Origin of the sequence: Burkholderia sp. Ax-1720 (assembly GCF_011753035.1) — a bacterium.
GTDB classification, from domain to species: Bacteria; Pseudomonadota; Gammaproteobacteria; order Burkholderiales; family Burkholderiaceae; genus Burkholderia; species Burkholderia gladioli.
In genome coordinates this window covers 1-21,322 of sequence record NZ_VWWK01000131.1, presented here as the reverse complement: position 1 = coordinate 21,322, position 21,322 = coordinate 1, and the positions used below count along the sequence as shown (strand labels likewise).

Sequence of the window (21,322 nt, the reverse complement as noted above, 5' to 3'; positions counted from 1 at the left end):
GCAAGGCGCCTCGGAGGCCGAACCGCCGCCCGGCGGCCCCGGCAATCCCGGCTCGGCGGTGCCGCCCGGCGGCGCGCCGAACGGCGATGCAAACGGCGACGCCGGCCCGCCCTCGAACATCCCGCCCAGCCGCCTGCCCGATTCGGGCGCGGGCAATACGCGCTCGCGCGGCTGAAGCGCGCGAGGCGCTTCGGGAATCGGCGGAATCGACGTGTGACGGGCGGCGCGAGCGCCTCTCAGATCGCGAAGGCCGGCGCGCGCTGCGGCAGGCTCGGCGCGCGACGCTCGAGCCGCCCGCCTTCCTCGTCCTCGCGAAAGCGCTGCGGCGCCGCGCAATGGACCAGCGTGTCGATGAAGTACTTGGCGCGCGGCCAGGGCCCGAAGCCCGCCGCGGTATTGATGTGACCCGCGTCGCCGAGATTGACGAAGGCGCTGCCCAGGTGGCGCGCCAGCTCGCGCGCTTCGGCCAGCGCCATCCAGGGATCGGTCTCGCTGCCGATCAGGATCGAGGGCACCGGCAGGCGCCGCGCCTCGAAGCTGCCGGCGAAGGCGAACTTGGCCGGGCTGGCCGGCGCCACGAACAGCACGCCGGCCACCTCGGCGGCCAGGTCGCCGCGCAGCAGCGCGTGGGCCGCGGCCAGGCAGCCGAAGCTGTGCGCGGCCAGCACGAAGGGCCCGCGTTCGCGCGCCAGCGTATCGCGCACCGCATTGGCCCAGCGCGCCAGTTGCGGCGCCTCCCAGTCGTCCTGCTCGACGCGCAGCGTGCGCGCGAATTGGCGCTCCAGCCAGGACTGCCAGTGGGCGCCCTCGCTGCCATGCAGGCCGGGCACGGTCACGACCCGCGGCGGCCACGCCGATTTGCTGCAGTTGGACATCGCATCTCCCTCGCTAGCGGTCGAACCGGTGTCGATTGTCGGCCGCGTGCCGGGCCCGGCGAACCAATTTTTCCTGCTTAGCAATTTCGACGCTGCGGCGCCAGATCGCACGACGCCGTAGAATGGCCGTTTCCGCGCGACGGGGCCGGATTCCGGTATCGATGCCGATATCGAATCCGGTATCGATTCCCCGCCACGCAGGCGCGCGACACGCGACACAAGACCGGGACGATCCCGGCGCCAGCCAGGCAGCAGCCCCTTACCGTTTCGCGCGCCCGCCGCACCGGCGCGCCACGCAAGCCCGACGACGATCATGCAGATCCTGTTCCACTACATCAACGGCGATTTCGACGAATGGCGGCGCGAGCTGCGCGCGCGGCTGCCCGAGGCGACGCTGCGCGCCTGGCAGCCCGGCGACACGGCGCGCGCCGACTACGCGCTGGTGTGGCGCCCGCCCGCCGAGATGCTGGCGCCGCGCGAGGGCCTGAAGGCGGTGTTCAACCTCGGCGCCGGCGTCGACGCGCTGCTGGCCCTGGAGCGCGAGCGCCCCGGCACGCTGCCGGCCGGCGTGCCGCTGGTGCGGCTCGAGGACAGCGGCATGGCGCAGCAGATGATCGAGTACATCGCCTATGGCGCGCTGCGCTACCTGCGCCGCTTCGACGACTACGCCGCGCTGCAGCGCGAGCATCGCTGGCAGCGGCTCGACGCGCATGCGCGGCGGGACTTCACGGTCGGCGTGCTCGGGCTCGGCGCGCTCGGCACCCCGGTGGCGCGCGCGCTGGCGGGGCTGGGCCTGAGCGTGCGCGGCTTCAGCCGAAGCGCGAAGTCGATCGAGGGCATCGCCTGCTTCCACGGCACGCCGCGCGCCGGCGATGCCGGCTTCGAGGCCTTCGCCGACGGCCTCAAGCTGCTGGTCAACCTGCTGCCGAGCACGCCCGATACCGAGGGCGTGCTCAACGCCGAGACCTTCCGGCGCCTCGCCCCGCATGCCTACCTGATCAACGTGGCGCGCGGCGCGCACCTGGTCGAGGCCGACCTGCTGGAGGCGCTCGCCGCCGGCCGCATCGAGGCGGCCCTGCTCGACGTGCTGCGCGAGGAACCGCTGCCGGCCGGCCATCCGTTCTGGAGCCATCCGCGCATCAGCATCACGCCGCACATCTCGGCCGATACCGAACGCGACAGCGCGCTCGCGCAGATCGCCGCGAAGATCCGCGCCTTCGAGCGCGGCGAGCCGGTCGGCGGCATCGTCGACCTGGCGCGCGGCTACTGAGGGCCCGCCGAGCGCCCCGCATCACGATCCCTGGTGCGCCACCGCCACCACCCCGCAACAAGGCGCCTACCCGCGCGCCGATGAACGATGGAGACAGCCATGACCTACCCCGCAGCCGTGAAGATCGTCGAGGTCGGACCGCGCGACGGCCTGCAGAACGAAAAGAGCTTCGTGCCGACCGAGACCAAGATCGCCCTGGTCGACCAGCTCTCGAAGGCCGGCTTCCGCAACGTCGAGGCGGCGTCCTTCGTCTCGCCGAAATGGGTGCCGCAGATGGCCGACGGCGCCGAGCTGATGGCCGGCATCGCGCGCCGCCCCGGCACGATCTACTCGGTGCTCACGCCCAACCTGAAGGGCCTGGAGAACGCGCTGGCCGCGCGCGCCGACGAGGTGGTGATCTTCGGCGCGGCCAGCGAGGCCTTCTCGCAGAAGAACATCAACTGCAGCATCGCCGAGAGCATCGCGCGCTTCGAGCCGGTGGCGCGCGCCGCCAAGGATGCCGGCGTGCGGCTGCGCGGCAGCGTCTCCTGCTCGCTGGGCTGCCCCTACCAGGGCGAGGTGCCGGTGGCGGCGGTGATCGACGTGGTGGAGCGCTTCGCCGCGCTCGGCTGCGACGAGATCGATATCGCCGACACCATCGGCGTGGGCACCGCCGCGCAGACGCGCGCGCTGATGGCCGAGGTGGCGCGGGTGTTCCCGCGCGAGCGCCTGTCGGGCCACTTCCACGACACCTACGGGCAGGCGCTGGCCAACATCCACGCGGCCCTGCTCGAAGGCATCGAGATCTTCCACGCCTCGGTGGCGGGGCTCGGCGGCTGCCCCTATGCCAAGGGCGCGACCGGCAACGTCGCCACCGAGGACGTGCTGTACCTGATGCAGGGGCTCGGCATCGAGACCGGCATCGACCTGGGCGAGGTGGTCGAGGCGGGCGATTTCATCTCGCGCGCGATCGGCCGCGAGAACGCCTCGCGCGCGGGCCGCGCCCTGCTCGTCAAGCGTCGCGACGCGCAAGCGGCCTGCGCCTGAGCGCCGGCCATCCCATCCATTCACGCCGAACCGACATGCCTACCCCGACTCCGATCGACCAGCTTCCCGATTCCGCGCGCCGCGTCGCGCTGCTGCTGCGCGAGCGCGGCCACGAACACGGCGTGGTGATCCTCGACGAAACCGGCCGCACCTCGGCCGAAGCCGCCGCCGGCCTGGGCTGCCAAGTCGCGCAGATCGCCAAGTCGATCCTGTTTCGCCGCGCCAGCGACGGCGCGCCGGTGCTGGTGATCGCCAGCGGCGCGAACCGCGTCGACGAGCGCAAGGTGACCGCCCACGTGGGCGAGATCGGCCGCGCCGACGCCAAGTTCGTGCGCGACCACACCGGCTACGCGATCGGCGGCGTCTGCCCGATCGGCCACCTGGTCGAGCCGGTCACGCTGATCGACAAGGACCTGCTGGCCTTCGACAGCCTGTGGGCCGCGGCCGGCCATCCGCATGCGGTGTTCGAGCTGTCGCCGGAGGAACTGGTGTCGCTCACGCGCGCGCCAGTGGTCGACGTCGCGCAACGCGGCGCGGCGTGAGCCTGCCTGCCGGGGCGACGGGCACGGCGGCGGCCGGCGTCGCCTCGCCCTGCACCGCGATCTGCCGAATCGAGTCCGCCACCGGCTGGTGCGCGGGCTGCGGGCGCACGCTGGAAGAGATCGCCGCCTGGCGCGACCTGGACGATGGCGGCAGGCGCGCGATCCTGGCGCGCATCGCGGCGAGCGGATTCGAGACGCCGCCGGCCGACGGGCAGGGCTGAACGCCGCCTGGGTTCGCCGGCTGGCATCGCGTTCGAACCGCGCCTGAATCCCACCTGGATTTCAAGCGAACCCGCCCGGGTTCGCGGGGGCGCCCGTCACACGGCGCCCCGCTTCCCCTTCACATCCCCGGATCGTCGTCGAGCGCCGCCGCATCGCGCTGGCGGCGCGTGAATTCGTTCGCAGCCCAGTCGAGGAAGGCACGCACGCGCGGCGACAACTGCCGCCGATGCGGATAGAGCAGCCAGACCGGCATCGACGGCGGCGGCGTGCTCTCCAGCAGGGTGACGAGGCGGCCGCTGGCGAGATCGGCCTCGATATGGAAGCGCGGCATCTGCGAGATGCCGAGCCCGAGCAGGGTGCTGTCGCGATAGCTCTCGGGGCCCGTCACCGACAGCGTGTCGGGCAGCACCACGTGCCGCAGATCGCCCTCGCTGACGAACTCCAGCGGCGTGATGCGCCCGGTCGACAAGGTGCGGATCCCCACCATCCGATGCGTGCCGGTCTCCAGCGCCTCGATGCTGTCGGGCCGCCCATGCGCCTCCAGGTAAGCCGGCGCGGCCACCGTCAACCGCTCCAGCGTGGCGACCTTGCGCGCCACCAGTTCGGTGTCCTGCACGACGCCGTAGCGCAGCACGCAATCCACGCCCTCCTCGACCAGGTTGATGAAGCGGTCGCTCTCGCTCATCGTGATCTGCAGCTCGGGGAAACGCCTGAAGAATTCCGGCAGCGCCGGCAGCAGGAAGTGGCGCGCCAGCGTGCCCTGCACGTCGACCCTCAGCATGCCGCGGGGCTGCTTGCCGCCGAGCGCGGCCTCGGCCTCGTGCAGGTCGTCGAGGATCGACATGCAGCTGCGGTAATAGGCTTCGCCGTCCAGCGTGGGCGTGACGGTGCGCGTGGTCCGTTGCAGCAGCCGCACGCCGAGCCGGTCCTCCATCTGGCGGATCACCTGGGTCGCCGTCGAACGCGGGATGTCGGTGTCGTTGGCGGCGGCCGTGAAGCTGCGCCGCTCGACGATCCGCACGAAGAGCCGCATGGCATCGATGCTGTCCAAATCTGTCCCCGCTTGTCCGGTTCGATCGGGCCGCTCGCGCCGATCGATTGTTCGTGTTGATGGAATGGTGCGAGCGATTCTAACCGGATGATCAACGCGGCGCCGACGTCCATCATTCACTCAACGCCAAACACGGCGCAAACCCAACCAGGAGAAGGATCATGAGTGAATCGAACCGCAAAGTGGCCATCGTGACGGGCGCCTCGCGCGGCATCGGCGCGGCCATCGCCGAACGCCTCGCCCGCGATGGCGTTACCGTGCTCGTCAACTACCAGGGCAACGTCTCGGCCGCCGAGGCGCTGGTGCAGAAGATCACCCAGGCCGGCGGCCACGCCGTCACCGCGCAGGCCGACGTCAGCAACGCGGCGGCCGTCGCGCAGATGTTCCAGGCCGCCGAGACCGCCTTCGGCGGCGTCGACATCGTGGTCAACAACGCCGGGATCATGAAGCTCGCCAGCTTCGCCGACTCCGACGACGCGCTGTTCGACCAGACCATCGCGATCAACCTCAAGGGCGCCTTCAACACGCTGCGCGAGGCCGCGCGCCGGCTGCGCGACGGCGGGCGGATCGTCAACCTGTCGTCGAGCGTGGTCGGCCTGTACCAGCCGAACTACGGCGTCTACGCGGCCAGCAAGGCCGGCGTCGAGGCGATGACCCACGTGCTGGTCAAGGAGCTGCGCGGGCGCAACATCACCGTCAACACCGTCGCGCCGGGGCCGACCGCCACCCAGTTGTTCCTCGACGGCAAGCCGCAGGAACTGGTCGACCGGATCGCCGCGGCGGCTCCCCTCGAACGCCTGGGCACGCCGGAGGACATCGCCAACGCGGTGGCCATGCTGACCGGCCAGGACGGCGCCTGGATCAACGGCCAGACCATCCGCGTCAACGGCGGGATCATCTGAGCCCCCGCGCCTTCCATCGACGACCAAGCCTCTCACACGAACAGGACATCATCATGAACAAGACCATCCTCATCACCGGCGCCTCGAGCGGTTTCGGGCGCCTCGCCGCCGAGGCGATGGCCGCCTCGGGCCACACCGTCTATGCCTCGATGCGCGACATCGCCGGGCGCAACGCGCCGCAGGTGGCCAGCCTCGCCGAGCACGCAAAGCAGCACGGCGTCGACCTGCGCAGCGTCGAGCTCGACGTGCAGTCGCAGGAATCGGTGGATCGCGCCGTCGAGCAGGTGATCGCCGAGACGGGCCGCATCGACGTGATCGTGCACAACGCCGGCCACATGGCCTTCGGCCCCGCCGAGGCCTTCACGCCGGAGCAGTACGCGCATCTCTACGACGTCAACGTGCTGAGCACGCAGCGCGTGAACCGGGCGGTGCTGCCGCATCTGCGCCGCCAGCGCGAGGGCCTGGTGATGTGGGTGTCGAGCAGCAGCGTGACGGGCGGCACGCCGCCCTACCTGTCGCCCTACTTCGCCGCCAAGGCCGCGATGGACACGGTGGCGGTGCTCTATGCGCGCGAGCTGAGCCGCTGGGGCATCGAGACCTCGATCATCGTGCCGGGCGCCTTCACCGCCGGCACCAACCACTTCGCGCATTCGGGGGTGCCGGCCGACAAGGCGGTCGAGGCCGAATACGAGGCCGGCCCCTATGCCGGCTACGGCGAGAAGATCCAGCAGGCCTTCGCCGCGATCGTGCCGGCCGACGCCGACGCGGGCCTGGTCGCCCGCGCGATGGCCGAGGTGGTCGACCTGCCCTTCGGCAAGCGCCCGTTCCGCGTGCATATCGACCCGACCGAGGACGGCGCGAACGTCGGCTTCGCGGTGATCGACCGGCTGCGCAACGAGATGCTGCATCGGGTCGGGATGGGCGACCTGCTGGTGCCGCAGGCGCGTGCGTGAGGACACGACGCCGGCGATGCGCGGCGCGCGGGGATGCCCCGCGCCGCCGCGCATCGCGGACAAAATCACCAACGGAATCGCGAACAAAAAAAAGCCGTTCAACCAAGAGTGTTGAACGGCGCTCAGAGTGGAATCCCGTTGACGTGATCAACGTTAAGCGCATCATACGAGCGCGCATTTTGCATCGCATCGGGAGTTTCCCTACAGATCGAAATCCGCGCGGGAAACCCCGTTTGCCCATCGCCCGCCCGGCTTTTCGAAACGGCCGGCGCGTCACGAAAACGACATCTCGCGAGCCGCCTCAGGCCGCCATCTCCCCCGCCTCGAAGAACGACAGGATCTCGTCGAGCAGCGCCTCGGGCGCCTCCTCCGGAATGTAGTGCCCGCAGTCGAGCGAACGCCCGCTGACGTCGCGCGCCACCGCCCGCCATTCCTCCAGCGGATCGAAGCAGCGCGCCACCACGCCCTCGGCGCCCCACAGCACGCGCAGCGGGCAGGCCAGCTTGGTGCCGCGCTCGAGATCGGCGCGGTCATGCTCGAGATCGATGGTGGCCGAGGCGCGGTAGTCCTCGCACATCGCGTGCACCGCGCCGGGCTGGCGCAACGCATGGCGATAGGCCTCGAGCGCCTCGGGCGCGAACGGCGCGAGGCCCGCCGAGCGGCCGCCCATCACGCGCTCGACATAGACGTCGGGATTCGCGCCGATCAGCGTCTCGGGCAGCGGCGCCGGCTGGATCAGGAAGAACCAGTGGAAGTAGGCAGTGGCGAAGGCGCGGTCGGTCTTCTCGTACATCGCCAGGGTGGGGGCGATGTCGAGCAGCATCATGCGCTCGACCGCGTCGCCGTGATCGAGCGCCAGCCGATGCGCGACGCGCGCGCCGCGATCGTGCGCGCAGACGCAGAAGCGCTCGTGGCCGAAGTGGCGCATCACGGCCAGCTGGTCGGCGGCCATCGCGCGTTTCGAATAATTGGCGTGATCGGGTTCGCCCGGCGGCTTGGCCGAGGCGCCGTAGCCGCGCAGGTCGGTGGCGATCACGCTGAAGTGCCGCGCCAAGGCGCCTGCCACGCGATGCCAGATGCGGTGGGTCTGGGGATGGCCGTGCAGCAGCAGCAGCGGCGGTCCCGCGCCTCCCTTGACGCCGACGATCTCGACGTCCTGCGCTGTCGTCACGGAGAACGGCACGAACTCGTCTAGCGACATGGCGATGTCTCACTGGTGGAATAGTTGTAGCCGCCATTGTAGGAGCCGGCCCCGCGCCGCCAAGCGGTGACGGGGCGCAAACCCTAGAAGCGAGGATTCATTCGATACGAACGTTCGGCTCGTGGTTCTACAATCGCACGACCGTTCGTATTAATATGCGACGACCGGCCCGCGCCGTCCCGGCCGGTCCGCGACGCGCGCGGCGCGCCGCCTCGCTACACTCATGTGGCCGCCCGCGCCTCGCGTGGGCCCAGACAGATCCAGGAGACTTCGCCATGGCCTTGCCCGCCGTCCTTCAGCGCCTGTCGCTGCCCGTCATCGCCTCGCCGATGTTCATCGTCAGTTACCCCGAGCTGGTGCTCGCGCAGTGCAAGGCGGGCATCGTCGGCTCGTTCCCGGCGCTCAACGCGCGCCCGGCCGAGCTGCTCGACAGCTGGCTCACGCAGATCGAGGACGAGCTTGCCGCGCATCGCGAACGGCATCCGGAGGCGGTGATCGGCCCGATCGCGGTGAACCAGATCGTCCACCAGTCGAACGTGCGGCTCGAGCACGACGTGCGCGTGTGCGTCGAGCACAAGGTGCCGATCTTCATCACCAGCCTGCGCGCGCCGGCGCCCGAGATCGTGCAGGCGGTGCACAGCTACGGCGGCATCGTGCTGCACGACGTGATCAACCTGCGCCATGCCGAGAAGGCCCTGGAGGCCGGCGTGGACGGCCTGATCCTGGTGGCGGCCGGCGCCGGCGGCCATGCCGGCACCACCTCGCCGTTCGCGCTGGTGGGCGAGGTGCGCAAGCGTTTCGACGGCCCGATCGTGCTGTCGGGCTCGATCGCCAACGGCGGCTCGATCCTGGCCGCGCAGGCGATGGGCGCCGACCTGGCCTACATGGGCACGCGCTTCATCGCGACCCGCGAGGCGCACGCGGTGGAGAGCTACAAGCAGGCGATCGTCGACGCGAAATCGGCCGACATCATCTACACCAACCTGTTTACCGGCGTGCACGGCAACTACATCCGCGAGAGCATCGTCAACGCGGGGCTCGACCCGGACGCGCTGCCCGAGGCCGACAAGTCGAAGATGAACTTCGGCTCCGACAAGGCCAAGGCCTGGAAGGACATCTGGGGCGCGGGCCAGGGCGTGGGCCTGATGGACGACGTGCCGAGCGTGGCCGAGCTGGTGGCGCGCCTCACGCGCGAATACGACGAGGCGCGCGCGCGGCTCGGGATCCGCGCCTGAGCGTGCGAGCATCGCGGGCGCGCCGCATCGCGCGGCGGCACCCGCAGGCACCCAACGAAAACGCCGACGCGAGGTCGGCGTTTTTCATGGTCGAACTCAAACGCGCTTCAGCGCATCGCGAGGCGCTTCACCTTCGGCGCGGCCGCCTCCTTCACCCAGGCGTCGATCGAGGGGCACAGCGCCTGGCCCGAGAAGCGGTCGGCGAGGAAGTCGACGAACGAGCGCACCTTGGCCGAGACGTGGCGGCGGCTCGCGTAGACGGCATAGATCGGCAGCTCGCGCGGCGGCATCAGGTCGAGCAGCAGCGGCACCAGGCGGCCGGCCTCGATGTCGTCGCCCACCACCTCGGTGCCGAGCATGGCGATGCCGCTGCCGCTCAGCACGGCCACCCGCAGCGCCTCCAGATGGTTGACGATCAGGTTGCCCGACAGCGTCACGCGCGAATCGAAGGCCTGCGCGTCGATCGAGCTCGAGCCCGCGTCGCGGCGCAGGTAGTTGTGCTGCTCGAGATCGGCCAGCGTGGCCGGTGTGCCGTGTTCCTCGAGATAGGCGGGCGAGGCGACCAGCAGGATATGCGCGGTCGCGATCTGGCGCGCCACCAGCGAGGAGGACTTCAGCCCGAACGGCGCGGCGCGCACCGCCACGTCGTAACCCTCGTCGATCAGCTCGACCACGCGATCCGACAGCGTGATCTCGACGGTCACGTCGGCGTAGCGCGCCGCGTAGTCGGTGACGGCGTTCATCACGTGCCGCAGCCCGAAGGCCGACAGCGAGGTGACCCGCAAGCGGCCCTGCGGCACGATGCTGGCCGCGCCGACGGCCTGGCCCGCCTCGTCGAGTTCGGTCAGCGCCTGCACCAGGCGCTCGTAGTATTCGCGTCCCGCCTCGGTGGGCGCGACCCGACGCGTGGTCCGATGCAGCAGCCGCGCGCCGAGCGTCTGCTCGAGGTGCATCACATGCTTGCTCGCCATCGCCGCGGACATCTGCATGCGCTCCGCCGCGCCGACGAAGCTGCCGACTTCGACGACATAGCGGAACACATTCATGCTGACGAGGGTATCCATGCCAAACGCTCGCGTTTCAGTTTCAGTTGATCAGTCGATTGCACAATTGCAAAGAACTGTAACAAAGGCTGTGAAACCAAAACGTCAACAAAGGCAAAACGTCGGTTTTTCACCGATATTCGGCGCGGATCAGCCGGTAAACAACATGCATTTCAAGATGCCTGTTGCGTACGCTCATATGACATGCGATCAGAACTTCACGCGCATGCCGCCGCCTGCCGTGTAGCCGCTCGATTGGTTCGACAGGTGATCGTACATGTAGGCGACGTAGAGATCGGTGCGCTTGGACAGCGGATAGTCGTAGCCGAGCGCCCAGGTCTGATGCGTCTGGTCGAGGCCGCCGGCATCGCGCGAATAGGCGTAGGAGGCCATCGCGCTGCCCGCGCCGAGCGGCACCGACATGCCGCCCTGGGCGGTGTTGATGTGCCAGCTGCCGCTTTGCGCGTCGTTCCTCGTGTACATGTACTGGCCGTAGAGCTTCAGGAAGCGCAGGTCGTAGCTGATGCCGAACTGCGCCACGCCCTGGCTCTTCATGCCGGCCACCAGGCTGCCGAGATCGCCCGGATCGTTGTTGAAGTTCACGTATTGATAGACGGCGGTGGCGGCCAGCGGGCCGTGGAAATACTGCATCTGGCCGCTCCACTTCTTCGCGCCGTTGCCGCCCGACTGGTTGCCGAGCGCGTACATCGCGCTGGCGCTGAAGCCGTTGAAATCGGGCGTGGTATACGACACCGCGTTGTTCCAGCCCGAATCGCCCACCACGCCCTGGTCCGTCGTGTAGGTCGGGAAGGTGCCCAGGCCGAGGAACACGTGATAGACCATCGGCGAGAATTCATACGAGTCGATCAGCGGATTGAACAGGATCGTCGAGATGAACAGGTGCGTGGTCAGGCGCCCCGCCAGCACGGTGCCGTAGGGCGTCTCGAGCCCGACGTAGGAATTGCGCGCGAAGAAGGTGTCGCCGTCGAAGCGGCCGAACTTGCCGCTTTGCGGACGGAAGAAGTCCTCGACCGTGAACAGCGCGCGGTAGCCGCCGCCCAGGTCCTCGGTGCCGCGCAAGCCCCAGTACGAGGTCGACATGCCGCCGCCCTGCACGCCCACCGCGGTCTGGTTGCCGGGGAATTTCTGCGCGCCGATCCAGGCGTCGACCTGGCCGTAGAGCTGCAGGCTCGATTGCGCGTGAACGGGCGTCGTGGCGACGGCGCAGACCGCGAACGCGGCGCAGGCGAAAGCACCGGTGCTGGCCCGGCGAGCAAAAGACTTCATGAGATCTCCGAATCAATTCGTTGGGAATCGACGCGCTTTTGGTTGTTCGGGCTGCGCGCGCACGAATGGGGCTCGGCCATCTTCATGGACCGATAAGCTGGTCAAAATTGGGAGCACTTATGTTCGGTATAGCGGCGCCGTGATTCGCGAGCCGCGGGCCCTGGGCCCGGCCGGCGCGCGGCATGGCTTGCCGCCGCGCGCCGGGCACGGCGCCGGTACTGGCGCCGGCCCGCCCCCCCGAGCGAGCCGGCACGCCGGCGAGGCGCGAAAGATAGCGCAAGCGTCGTGGCGATAAAAGCGGGCCGGGATAAAAAGGCGGGGACTGTGGCGAATCCGCGTCACAGGGCGCGAGGGGAAGCGTTGCGGGATACCTGGAACGGGTGATGTCGCGAGGCGCACGCGTCGCTCATGCGCTGGATGGACGAACAGCGCCGCGGGCGGTGAAGCCGGCGGCGCCGAAGCAGCGAAAGGGAATCAGTTGTTGCGGTAGAACGAGGAGAAGAAGGTACTGCGCCCGCCGCCGTTGTCCTGCATGCGCGGCTGCGGTTGCGGGCGGCCACCGCCGCGTTCCTCGTTGTAGCGCGCCACGTCGGCGCGGATCGAGCCGCTGCGCACCGCGCCGTCCGACTGGCCCGGGCGTTGCATGCCGCCCGAGTTCGCGCTGATCGAGCGATACGGGCTGTTGCCGGGATAACGGCCGTATTGCCCGCCGCCGTATTGCGGCGTGCCGGCATATTGCGGATGGCCGCTGTAAGGCGTGCCATAGGTCGGCGTCGACATCGGCCGCAAGCCCCAGCGCGGGCCGCCGCCGTTCATGCCGTGATTGACGCCGCCGAAGCGCGGCTGCGCCGCGCGCGCCTCGCCGTGCCAGCCGGAACCGGGGCCGGGACGGCCGCCGAAGCCGCCGCCGTGCGGCGGATGGGCGAACGCGAGCGAGGCCAGCAGCGCAGCAGCCGCGCCCACCATGCATCGTCCGATTGTCCGTTTTGCCCGTTCCACTTTGATCACCCGGTTTGCCGCTCGCCGATCGCCCGGGGGTCGCCTTGTCGACCCCGATTCGGGACGCGAGCTTTCAGCAGTAATTTATGGGCGCGGCCATTTGATGTCGAGCCGAAAAGTGTTAGACCGTCGGCACCGATGTAACACCGTGTTACTCCAGGGTTTTTCAGGATTTTCCGTAAGTTTTTAAACGAATTTGAAGCCGCTTTCGGCGATGTTTAGCGATGGTTTTTCGTCGCTGATTTTGTGCTGAAAAACGGGGACGTAGCGAGAAAGGCACATCGCCCAGGCTGACGTTCCATACAAAGCTTTCATCAATCGATGCGTGAAATGAATTTGCCTCTTGAATGGGCTTGACTGGACAATACGCGCTGACTCGCGGCGGCCGGCCGTGTTCCGCCGTCGCCGCCTTCCCGCCTCCCGACCCGCAAGCCCGAGATTCCGATGGCCCGACCTCGTTTCCTTCCCGACAATTTCACGCTGGCCCTGGTCGGCACCGTGGTGCTGGCCAGCCTGCTGCCCGCGCGCGGCGAGTTCGCCGTGGGCGCCAACTGGGCCACCGATATCGCGATCGGCCTGCTGTTCTTCCTGCACGGCGCGAAACTCTCGCGCGAGGCCGTGATCGCCGGCGCCACCCACTGGCGCCTGCACATCGTGGTGCTGCTGAGCACCTTCGCGCTGTTCCCGCTGCTGGGCCTGGCGCTCAAGCCGCTGCTCACGCCGCTGGTCACGCCGGCGCTCTACACCGGCGTGCTGTTCCTCTGCACCCTGCCCTCCACCGTGCAGTCCTCGATCGCCTTCACCTCGATCGCCAAGGGCAACGTGCCGGCCGCGGTCTGCGCGGCCTCGGCCTCGAGCCTGCTGGGCATCTTCATCACGCCGGCCCTGGTGGGCGTGATGCTGAGCGCGAGCGCCAGCTCCGGCGCCTCGGGCTGGAGCACGGTGGGCAGCATCGTGATGCAGCTGCTGGTGCCCTTCCTGGCCGGCCAGTTGCTGCGCCCGCTGATCGGCAAGTGGATCGAGCGCAACCGCGGCGTGCTGAAGTTCGTCGACCAGGGCTCGATCCTGCTGGTGGTCTATGTGGCCTTCAGCGAGGCGGTCAACCAGGGCCTCTGGCACCAGATCCCGCCGCTCGCGCTGGGCGGCCTGCTGGTGGTCTGCGTGGTGCTGCTGGCGCTGGCGCTGGGCGTGACGGCCCTGGTCGGCAAGCGGCTCGGCTTCAATCGCGCGGACTGCATCACCATCATCTTCTGCGGCTCGAAGAAGAGCCTCGCCTCCGGCATCCCGATGGCCAAGGTGATCTTCGCCGCGCACGCGGTGGGCGCGATCGTGCTGCCGCTGATGCTGTTCCACCAGATCCAGCTGATGGTCTGCGCCGCGCTCGCGCAGCGCTGGGGCGCCCGCGATCTCAGCCTGGACGACGCCCGCGACGCGCAGGGCAAGCCCGCCCTGAACGCCGGCAAGCGCTGACGCGGCGGGCCGCGCCAAGCGGCCCGCAATCCTCCTACGATTCACTATTCTTCATAGTCAAAATATGACTAAAAATAAAATGACTATGAAGAATTTGATGCCCGCGCGCCGATCGCATTGAAGCCGGCGGCCGGCAGCCCGGCGCTTCGTGACCGTCACAAAAAATTCACTGCCGTGACGCGGCGGCCGATGGTTACATTGGCCGTTCCGTCGTCCGCTCGCACTACATGTCTCCGCCCGTTCCCGTCGCCGCAGCAGCGCTCGTGCGCGTCGCCGATCTGCTCGCCGCCGGCGCGCTGAGCGCGCAATTCCAGCCGATCGTGGCGATCGCGGGCGGCGCGATCATCGGGTACGAGGGGCTGGTGCGCGGCCCGGCCGGCTCGGCCGTCGAGATGCCGGGCCCGCTGTTCGCGCAGGCCGCCCGCGAAGGCTGCTCGCTCGACCTGGAACTGGCCGCCGCCGCCACCTGCGTGAAGGCCTTCGCCGCCTCGGGCGCCGACGGCCAGCTATTCGTGAACTTCAGCGCGCACGCCATCGTGCAACTGGCACGGCAGCGCGAGCGCGTGCTCGCGGCGCTGCCGGCCAGCCGCATCGTGATCGAGCTGACCGAGCAGCATCCGGCCAGCGACCTGCCCGGCCTGCCCGCGGCGCTGGCCGAGCTGCGCGGCTCGGGCATCGCCTTCGCGCTCGACGACTACGGCACCGCCAATGCCAGCATGAGCGCCTGGGTGCGACTGCGCCCCGACATCGTCAAGATCGACCGCTTCTTCATCGACGGCATCGCCAGCGACCCGCGCAAGTTCGAGGCGGTCAAGGCGATGCAGCATTTCGCGCTGGCCACCGGCGGCCGGCTGATCGCCGAGGGCATCGAATGCGCGGCCGACCTGATCGTGGTGCGCGACCTCGGCATCGACTGCGGCCAGGGTTTCTTCCTCGGCCGCCCGGCGACGGTGCCGGCCCCGCGCACCGCCGCGCCGGCCCACGACGCGCTGCGCGCGCCGCATATCGCGGTGTTTCCCGGCGTGACGCGCACCGCCACCATCACCCGCCCCAATGCGACGGTGACCGACAAGATGCGGGTGCCGGCGCCCGCGCTGCCCAGCCACGCCACCAACAACCAGGTGCTCGAGCTGTTCCAGCGGCGGCCCGACCTGCACGCAGTGGCGGTGGTCGAGGGCGAGCGGCCGATCGCGCTGATCAACCGGCGCAGCTTCATGGATCGTTATGCCCTGCCCTATCACCGCGAGGTGTTCGGCAAGCGCGCCTGCCTGCAACTGGCCAACGACACGCCGCTGATCGTCGACAACGCCACCACCGTCGAGCAGCTCACCGCGCTGCTGGCGAACCACGACCAGCGCTATCTCACCGAAGGCTTCATCATCACCGACCATGGCCGCTACGCCGGGCTGGGCACCGGCGAGAGCCTGGTGCGCGCGGTCACCGAGGTGCGCGTGGAGGCGGCCCGCTACGCCAACCCGCTGACCTTCCTGCCCGGCAACATCCCGATCAGCTCGCACATCGCGCGCCTGGTCGGCAACGACGCGGCCTTCCACGCCTGCTACGTCGACCTGAACCAGTTCAAGCCCTTCAACGACCAATACGGCTACTGGCAGGGCGACGAGGTGCTGAAGTTCGCCGCCGCGGTGCTGGCCGACGTCTGCGACCCGATGCGCGACTTCCTCGGCCACGTGGGCGGCGACGATTTCCTGGTGCTGTTCCAGAGCGACGACTGGCGCTCGCGCGCGCAACGCGCGATCGATCGCTTCGACGAGGGCGCGCAGCGCTTCTACGCGCATGCGGACCGGCTCGCGGGCGGCATCCGCGGCGAGGACCGGCGCGGCAACCCGGCCTTCTTCGGCTTCGTGACGATGGCGATCGGCTGCGTGCGCGTGCCGGGCACGCGCCGCTACCGCAGCGACGAGATCGCCTCGGTGGCGGCGCTTGCCAAGCGGCGCGCCAAGCAGCAGCCGGGGCACCTGTACCTGATCGACGTCGACGAGGGCCGCGCCTGGCTGCGCGCCCACGGAGAACAATCGAACGCGCCCGACGTGCCGGACGGCGCCGGCGCCGCGCCTCGCGCGAACGACTAAACACGCCGCCGTTACGCGTCCAGAGCGTTGGCGCCGCGTCTTCTCGCGGCCCGCTCGCCGCCCTGCGCGGACGGGCGCTCCATGCCTTACCCCTTCCACTCGCCCGCCTTGCGCGACGCCGACGCGCCCACGAGCGCGTTCAGCTCATCTCAATCTGTTTAGCGAACAAAATAAACAAGCCGACCCGCATAAATCAGGAATTACCCCGAAATTACGGGTATTTCCCGACGCTCCCTCGCCTGCATCGCCGGTTTTCCTCGAAATTTTTTACTATACAATCCGCAACACCCTAAACACTCAGGCTCGACCAGCATGGGTACCACCATCCGCGATGTCGCCCAGGCGGCAAACGTATCGATCGGCACCGTCTCGCGCGCGCTGAAGAACCAGCCCGGCCTGTCCGAAGCCACTCGCGAGCGCATCGTCGCGGTCGCCGCGCAGCTCGGCTACGACCCGGCGCAACTGCGCCCGCGCATCCGCCGCCTCACCTTCCTGCTGCACCGCCAGCACAACAACTTCGCCGCCACGCCGTTCTTCTCGCACGTGCTGCACGGCGTCGAGGAGGCCTGCCGCGACCGCGGCATCGTGCCGGCGCTGCTGACGGTGGGCCCGACCGACGACGTGCTGCGCCAGATGCGCCCGCACGCGCCCGACGCGATCGCGGTGGCCGGCTTCATGGAGCCCGAGACGATCGACGCGCTGGCCGCCACCGGCCGCCCGCTGGTGCTGATCGACATGTGGGCGCCGGGGCTACGTTCGGTGAACATCGACAACATCGCCGGCGCCTCGCAGGCGATGCGGCACCTGTTCGAGAGCGGCCGCAAGCGCATCGCCTTCATCGGCGGGTCGCTGGCGCACCACAGCATCGCGCAGCGCGCGCTCGGCTTTCGCCGCGCCTTCTTCGAGGCGGGGCTGCTGTTCGATCCCTCGCTGGAAGTGACCATCGACGCCGGCCTCGACCCCGATACCGGCGCCGCGCGCGCGATGGAGCGCATGCTCGACGCGGGCGGCCCGCGCCCCGACGCGGTGTTCGCCTTCAACGACGCGGCCGCGCTGGCGGCGATGCGCGTGTGCCTGGCGCGCGGGCTGCGAGTGCCCGAGGACGTGGCCTTCGTCGGCTTCGACGACATCCTCGGCGCGGCCCACGCGGCGCCGCCGCTGACCACCCTGGCCGTCGACAAGGAAGCGCTGGGCCGCCGCGGCATCGAGCTGCTGCTGGCCGACGCGCCCGACCAGACCGAAATTCGCCTGCCCGTGCGGTTGATCGAGCGCGCGAGCAGTTCCGTGGCGGCGCTCGCGCCGCGCCCCCTCACCCCGGTAATCGCATCATGACGAACCCTGCCTCGCCGACCGCGCCGGACCTGCCGGCGCCGCCCGTCGCGAACTTTCGCGACGCCGATTTCCTGCTTTCCCACGTGCGGCACACGCTGCACTTCTACGCGCCGACGGTCTACGATCCGACGGGCGGCTTCTTCCATTTCTTCCGCGACGACGGTTCGATCTACGAGCGCGACACGCGCCACCTGGTCAGCAGTTGCCGCTTCGTCTTCAACTACGCGATGGCCTATCGCCAGTTCGGCGATGCCCGGCATCTCGACTACGTGCGCCACGGCCTGCGCTTCCTGCGCGAGGCGCATTGGGACCCGGTGCTCGAGGGCTACGACTGGGAGCTGGAATGGCGCGACGGCCGCAAGCTGGCCACCCGCGACGGCACCCGCCACTGCTACGGCCTGGCCTTCGTGCTGCTGGCCGGCGCGCATGCGGCGATGGCCGGCGTCGAGGAAGGGCGCGAGCTGGTCGAGCACACCTTCGCGCTGATGGAAAAGCATTTCTGGGACGCCGAGGGCGGCCTGTACAAGGACGACGCGACCGCCGACTGGCAGGTCTCGGGCTATCGCGGCCAGAACGCCAACATGCACACCACCGAGGCGCTGCTGGCCGCCTACGAGGCCACCGGCGAAGTGCGCTACCTCGACCGCGCCGAGCTGGTGGCGACCAACATCACGCGGCGCCAGGCGGCGCTGTCGCAGAACCTGGTGTGGGAGCACTACCACGCCGACTGGTCGATCGACTGGGAATACAACAAGGAAGACAGCACCAACATCTTCCGCCCCTGGGGCTTCCAGCCCGGGCACCAGACCGAATGGGCCAAGCTGCTGCTGATCCTGGAGCGACACCGCCCGCTCGACTGGCTGCTGCCGCGCGCGATCGAGTTGTTCGACGCCGCCTTCGCGCATGCCTGGGACAGCGAGCACGGCGGCCTGGTCTACGGCTTCGGCCCCGACTACACGGTGTGCGACCACGACAAGTATTTCTGGGTGCAGGCCGAGACCTTCGCGGCCGCCGCCCTGCTCGGCGCGCGCACCGGCAGCGAGCGCTTCTGGGACTGCTACGACGAGATCTGGCGCTATAGCTGGCAGCACTTCGTCGACCATCGCCATGGCGCCTGGTATCGCATCCTGACCTGCGACAACCGCAAGTACAGCGACGAGAAGAGCCCCGCCGGCAAGACCGACTACCACACCATGGGTGCCTGCTACGAAGTGCTCAACGCGCTGCCCGGCGCCGACGGCACGCTCGGCCAGGCGGTACCGCATCGCAAGGAACACGCATGACGAGCAGCGCCAACTTCCCGCATTTCGTGTCGGCCGGCGACATCCTGACCGACATGGTCCGCCACGGCGCCGCGCAATGGACCTCGGTGCCGGGCGGCGCCGGCTGGAACGTGGCGCGCGCGGTGGCGCGCCTGGGCGTGCCCAGCGCCGCGGTCGGCGCGCTCGGCCAGGACTGCTTCTCCGAGGTGCTGTGGCGCGAGAGCGAGGCGGCCGGCCTCGACATGCGCTTCCTGCAGCGCGTCGATCGCCCGCCGCTGCTGGCCATCGTCCACGAGACGCAGCCGCCCTCCTACTTCTTCATCGGCGAGAACAGCGCGGACCTGGCCTTCGACCCGGCCGCGCTGCCCGCCGGCTGGGAAGCGCCGCTGCAATGGGCGCACTTCGGCTGCATCAGCCTGGTGCGCGAGCCGCTGGCCGCCACCCTGGTGGCGCTGGCCGCCAGCCTGCGCGAGCGCGGCGTGAAGATCAGCTTCGACCCGAACTACCGCAACCTGATGACGGCGGCCTATCGCCCGACGCTGGAGAAGATGGTGAAGCTCGCCGACCTGGTGAAGGTGTCGGACGAGGACCTGCGCCACCTGTTCGCCGGCGGCGAGGCCGAGGCGATCGCCGAGCTGCGCGCGCTGAATCCGGCCGCCACGCTGCTGGTCACGCGCGGCTCGGATGCGGCCACGCTGTATGCCGGCGACGCGACGTTCGAGGCGCGGCCGCCGCGCGTCGAGGTGGCCGACACGGTGGGCGCGGGCGACGCCTCGATCGGCGGCCTGCTGGTCAGCCTGATGACCGAGCCGCAGCGCGCCTGGCCCGAGCACCTGGCCTTCGCGCTGGCCTCCGGCGCCGCCGCCTGCCGCCATACCGGCGCGCATGCGCCGACGCTCGAGGAAGTGAACGCGCTGCTGGCCGGCTGAACCGGCTCACCCGCCTGATCGCGGGAACGGCCGGAACCGGGAGGTTCCGGCCCCGCTTGTCGCCTATCCCGGTTTCGCCGGTTTCGCCGGTTTCGCCTGCTTGCCGTTTTCCCGGCTTCCCGGGCATCTTTCCGGCCCGCGCCGACGCGTTCACAGCGCCACGCCCGCCTGTCTTCCGGCCCTTTCCAAAGCTCGCCCCGTCGCCCCATATTCCTTGCCTGGCAGGCACTTTCACCGATCGCCCAAGTCCGCCCGGCGAGTCGTCGCCAGCACGTTCGCACCCCAATCCCGCGGCTCGGCAGCGCCGCGCGCGCGATGCTAGGATGAAGCGTCCCACTTTCCGGGAGACCTGCATGAACGGCATCCGCATGACGTCCCGCGGCTATACGGCGAACGCCTATACGCGCGCGGCGGAAGGGGGCCGCTTCCGCGGCTACGTGATCCTGTCCCGCTCGGACGGCGACTCACCCGACAACACCGAGTACGAGGCGGACAGCGTCCGCGCGAGCGAGCGCGAGGCGCTCGACGACGCGGAAGCGCTGGTCAGGCGCATCGTCGGCGAGCTGTCGCATTGATCGAAGGGAGGATGGGCCGCGCGCCGCGACGGCGCGCGGCACGGATTCGATCGACGCATCGCGTCACCAGAGCTTCGCGATCACCGAGATGATCGCCATCAGCACCAGGGTCGACATGAAGGGGAACGGATAGGCGCGCGAGCCGATCCGGATCGTCACGTCGCCGGGCAGGCGCCCGACGCCGAGCTTGGACAGCCAGGGCCAGCTGCGCGCCAGCACCATCACCGCCACGAAGGACACCAGCAGCCAGCGGAACATGAGCGTCTGGCCTCCTAGAGCGCGTGCGAGCGTTCGCCGCGCGCGAAGGCCGCGAGGCCGCCGTCGATGCCGCGCCCGAACGCGATCACCTTGAACAGCTCCCCCATCTCCGATTCCGCGATCAGCTTCTGCACCGCGTTGGCGGCCGGCAGGAAGCGCGCGCCGTCGGCCGGGTCGATGCCGGCCAGCACCTCGGTGATGCCGGCATTGAGCAGGAAGCGCCCTTGCGAGGTATAGCCGAGCAGCTCGGCGCCGGCCGCCACGGCCGCCTCGTGGATGCCGGAGAACTCGACGTGCGCGGTGATGTCCTGCAGCCCCGGCCAGACGAAGGGATCGCCATGCGCGCGATGCCGGTAGTGGCACATCAGGGTGCCCTCGGCGCGTTGCGGGTGGTAGTACTCGCCGGCGGGGAAGCCGTAGTCGATGAAGAAGGCCGCGCCGCGCGCGAGCATGCGGCAGACGGTGCCCGTGAAGGCGCGCGCGGCTTCGTGGATTTCGGTCAGATAGCCTTCCGGCAGCTCGAGCGCGTCGAGCGCTGCCAACGCCGATACACCAGCGGGCTCCTCCGGCAGGGGACGATCCTCGAACACGAAGGCACGCGCCGCGTCGACCGCCACGCCGCGCTCGCGCCAGCCCGTCGCGTCGCGCAGCACCAGCCGCACCGGCATCGCGTCGAGCACCTCGTTGCCGACCACCACGCCCTCGAAGCGCTCCGGCAGCGCGTCGAGCCAGTGCACGCGGCTCGCCAGCGGCGCCGGCAGCTCGGCCGCCAGCGTGGCACGCTGGCGCTCGCGCAGCTC

Annotated in this window: 21 protein-coding genes; 13 read left to right on the top strand and 8 right to left on the bottom strand. The window is 69.6% G+C overall.

Annotated features, from left to right (window positions below; all coding sequences use genetic code 11):
- Window positions 1–236: 236 nt before the first annotated feature.
- The gene (locus F3J18_RS27010; RefSeq protein WP_166915200.1) at window positions 237–875 is read right to left on the bottom strand and encodes an alpha/beta hydrolase; all 639 of its coding nucleotides are present in this window, start codon (window positions 873–875) and stop codon (window positions 237–239) included.
- Window positions 876–1,188: 313 nt separating this feature from the next.
- On the opposite strand from F3J18_RS27010, the gene F3J18_RS27005 reads away from it, so the two are divergent.
- The 4 genes from F3J18_RS27005 to F3J18_RS26990 all read left to right on the top strand — a co-directional run bounded on the left by F3J18_RS27005 (window position 1,189) and on the right by F3J18_RS26990 (window position 3,934).
- Window positions 1,189–2,145, top strand: a complete 957-nt coding sequence (locus F3J18_RS27005; RefSeq protein ID WP_166915198.1) for a glyoxylate/hydroxypyruvate reductase A — start codon at window positions 1,189–1,191, stop codon at window positions 2,143–2,145.
- Window positions 2,146–2,244: 99 nt separating this feature from the next.
- Window positions 2,245–3,171: a hydroxymethylglutaryl-CoA lyase gene (locus tag F3J18_RS27000; RefSeq protein WP_166915196.1), complete on the top strand. Its 927-nt coding sequence runs from the start codon at window positions 2,245–2,247 to the stop codon at window positions 3,169–3,171.
- Window positions 3,172–3,206: 35 nt separating this feature from the next.
- Window positions 3,207–3,713 carry a YbaK/EbsC family protein gene (locus tag F3J18_RS26995; protein ID WP_025098662.1) on the top strand — a complete coding sequence of 169 codons (507 nt, stop codon included), beginning with the start codon at window positions 3,207–3,209 and terminating at the stop codon, window positions 3,711–3,713.
- Complete coding sequence (locus F3J18_RS26990) at window positions 3,710–3,934, top strand: DUF1289 domain-containing protein (protein ID WP_166915194.1); 225 nt, start codon at window positions 3,710–3,712, stop codon at window positions 3,932–3,934. The genes F3J18_RS26995 and F3J18_RS26990 overlap by 4 nt, the downstream gene beginning before the upstream one ends.
- 119 nt (window positions 3,935–4,053) lie before the next feature.
- Here the strand turns inward: F3J18_RS26990 and F3J18_RS26985 are convergent, their stop codons facing one another.
- Window positions 4,054–4,986, bottom strand: coding sequence for a LysR family transcriptional regulator (locus F3J18_RS26985; RefSeq protein WP_166915192.1), 933 nt, complete (start codon window positions 4,984–4,986; stop codon window positions 4,054–4,056).
- A 161-nt stretch (window positions 4,987–5,147) separates the two neighbouring features.
- On the opposite strand from F3J18_RS26985, the gene F3J18_RS26980 reads away from it, so the two are divergent.
- Together F3J18_RS26980 and F3J18_RS26975 are read left to right on the top strand one after the other, a co-directional pair.
- The gene (locus F3J18_RS26980; RefSeq protein WP_166915190.1) at window positions 5,148–5,888 is read left to right on the top strand and encodes an SDR family oxidoreductase; all 741 of its coding nucleotides are present in this window, start codon (window positions 5,148–5,150) and stop codon (window positions 5,886–5,888) included.
- 53 nt (window positions 5,889–5,941) lie between these two features.
- The gene (locus F3J18_RS26975) at window positions 5,942–6,841 is read left to right on the top strand and encodes an SDR family oxidoreductase (protein WP_025098666.1); all 900 of its coding nucleotides are present in this window, start codon (window positions 5,942–5,944) and stop codon (window positions 6,839–6,841) included.
- Window positions 6,842–7,142: 301 nt separating this feature from the next.
- On the opposite strand, the gene F3J18_RS26970 is transcribed toward F3J18_RS26975, so the two are convergent.
- Window positions 7,143–8,042, bottom strand: a complete 900-nt coding sequence (locus F3J18_RS26970) for an alpha/beta hydrolase (protein ID WP_166915189.1) — start codon at window positions 8,040–8,042, stop codon at window positions 7,143–7,145.
- Between the two features lie 275 nt (window positions 8,043–8,317).
- Here F3J18_RS26970 and F3J18_RS26965 point away from each other — a divergent pair, with 275 nt between their 5' ends.
- Entirely contained in the window at window positions 8,318–9,277 is a 960-nt protein-coding gene (locus tag F3J18_RS26965; RefSeq protein ID WP_017920707.1) for a nitronate monooxygenase family protein, read from the top strand.
- Between the two features lie 107 nt (window positions 9,278–9,384).
- Here the strand turns inward: F3J18_RS26965 and F3J18_RS26960 are convergent, their stop codons facing one another.
- The 3 genes from F3J18_RS26960 to F3J18_RS26950 all read right to left on the bottom strand — a co-directional run bounded on the left by F3J18_RS26960 (window position 9,385) and on the right by F3J18_RS26950 (window position 12,573).
- Complete coding sequence (locus F3J18_RS26960) at window positions 9,385–10,341, bottom strand: LysR family transcriptional regulator (RefSeq protein ID WP_025098668.1); 957 nt, start codon at window positions 10,339–10,341, stop codon at window positions 9,385–9,387.
- A 189-nt stretch (window positions 10,342–10,530) separates the two neighbouring features.
- Window positions 10,531–11,607 carry a porin gene (locus F3J18_RS26955; protein ID WP_166915187.1) on the bottom strand — a complete coding sequence of 359 codons (1,077 nt, stop codon included), beginning with the start codon at window positions 11,605–11,607 and terminating at the stop codon, window positions 10,531–10,533.
- Window positions 11,608–12,081: 474 nt separating this feature from the next.
- A complete protein-coding gene (locus F3J18_RS26950) occupies window positions 12,082–12,573 on the bottom strand; it encodes a peptide-binding protein (protein WP_105828840.1) in 492 nt (163 codons plus the stop codon).
- Window positions 12,574–13,050: 477 nt separating this feature from the next.
- Between F3J18_RS26950 and F3J18_RS26945 the strand changes: the two genes are divergently transcribed.
- The 6 genes from F3J18_RS26945 to F3J18_RS26920 all read left to right on the top strand — a co-directional run bounded on the left by F3J18_RS26945 (window position 13,051) and on the right by F3J18_RS26920 (window position 20,264).
- A complete protein-coding gene (locus F3J18_RS26945) occupies window positions 13,051–14,076 on the top strand; it encodes a bile acid:sodium symporter family protein (RefSeq protein WP_017920907.1) in 1,026 nt (341 codons plus the stop codon).
- A 227-nt stretch (window positions 14,077–14,303) separates the two neighbouring features.
- Window positions 14,304–16,166, top strand: coding sequence for a phosphodiesterase (locus tag F3J18_RS26940; protein WP_166915185.1), 1,863 nt, complete (start codon window positions 14,304–14,306; stop codon window positions 16,164–16,166).
- Window positions 16,167–16,478: 312 nt separating this feature from the next.
- Window positions 16,479–17,498 carry a LacI family DNA-binding transcriptional regulator gene (locus tag F3J18_RS26935; protein ID WP_013699580.1) on the top strand — a complete coding sequence of 340 codons (1,020 nt, stop codon included), beginning with the start codon at window positions 16,479–16,481 and terminating at the stop codon, window positions 17,496–17,498.
- Complete coding sequence (locus F3J18_RS26930) at window positions 17,495–18,781, top strand: AGE family epimerase/isomerase (RefSeq protein WP_025098672.1); 1,287 nt, start codon at window positions 17,495–17,497, stop codon at window positions 18,779–18,781. Before F3J18_RS26935 ends, F3J18_RS26930 begins: the two co-directional genes overlap by 4 nt.
- The gene (locus F3J18_RS26925; protein WP_036048955.1) at window positions 18,778–19,689 is read left to right on the top strand and encodes a carbohydrate kinase; all 912 of its coding nucleotides are present in this window, start codon (window positions 18,778–18,780) and stop codon (window positions 19,687–19,689) included. The genes F3J18_RS26930 and F3J18_RS26925 overlap by 4 nt, the downstream gene beginning before the upstream one ends.
- A 353-nt stretch (window positions 19,690–20,042) precedes the next feature.
- Window positions 20,043–20,264, top strand: a complete 222-nt coding sequence (locus F3J18_RS26920; RefSeq protein ID WP_013699583.1) for a hypothetical protein — start codon at window positions 20,043–20,045, stop codon at window positions 20,262–20,264.
- A gap of 63 nt (window positions 20,265–20,327) precedes the next feature.
- Here F3J18_RS26920 and F3J18_RS26915 read toward each other — a convergent pair whose 3' ends face one another.
- The gene (locus F3J18_RS26915; RefSeq protein WP_013699584.1) at window positions 20,328–20,522 is read right to left on the bottom strand and encodes a DUF2905 domain-containing protein; all 195 of its coding nucleotides are present in this window, start codon (window positions 20,520–20,522) and stop codon (window positions 20,328–20,330) included.
- A gap of 14 nt (window positions 20,523–20,536) precedes the next feature.
- Window positions 20,537–21,322: SAM-dependent methyltransferase (locus tag F3J18_RS26910; RefSeq protein ID WP_166915183.1), on the bottom strand; the 786-nt coding region annotated here is incomplete at its 5' end.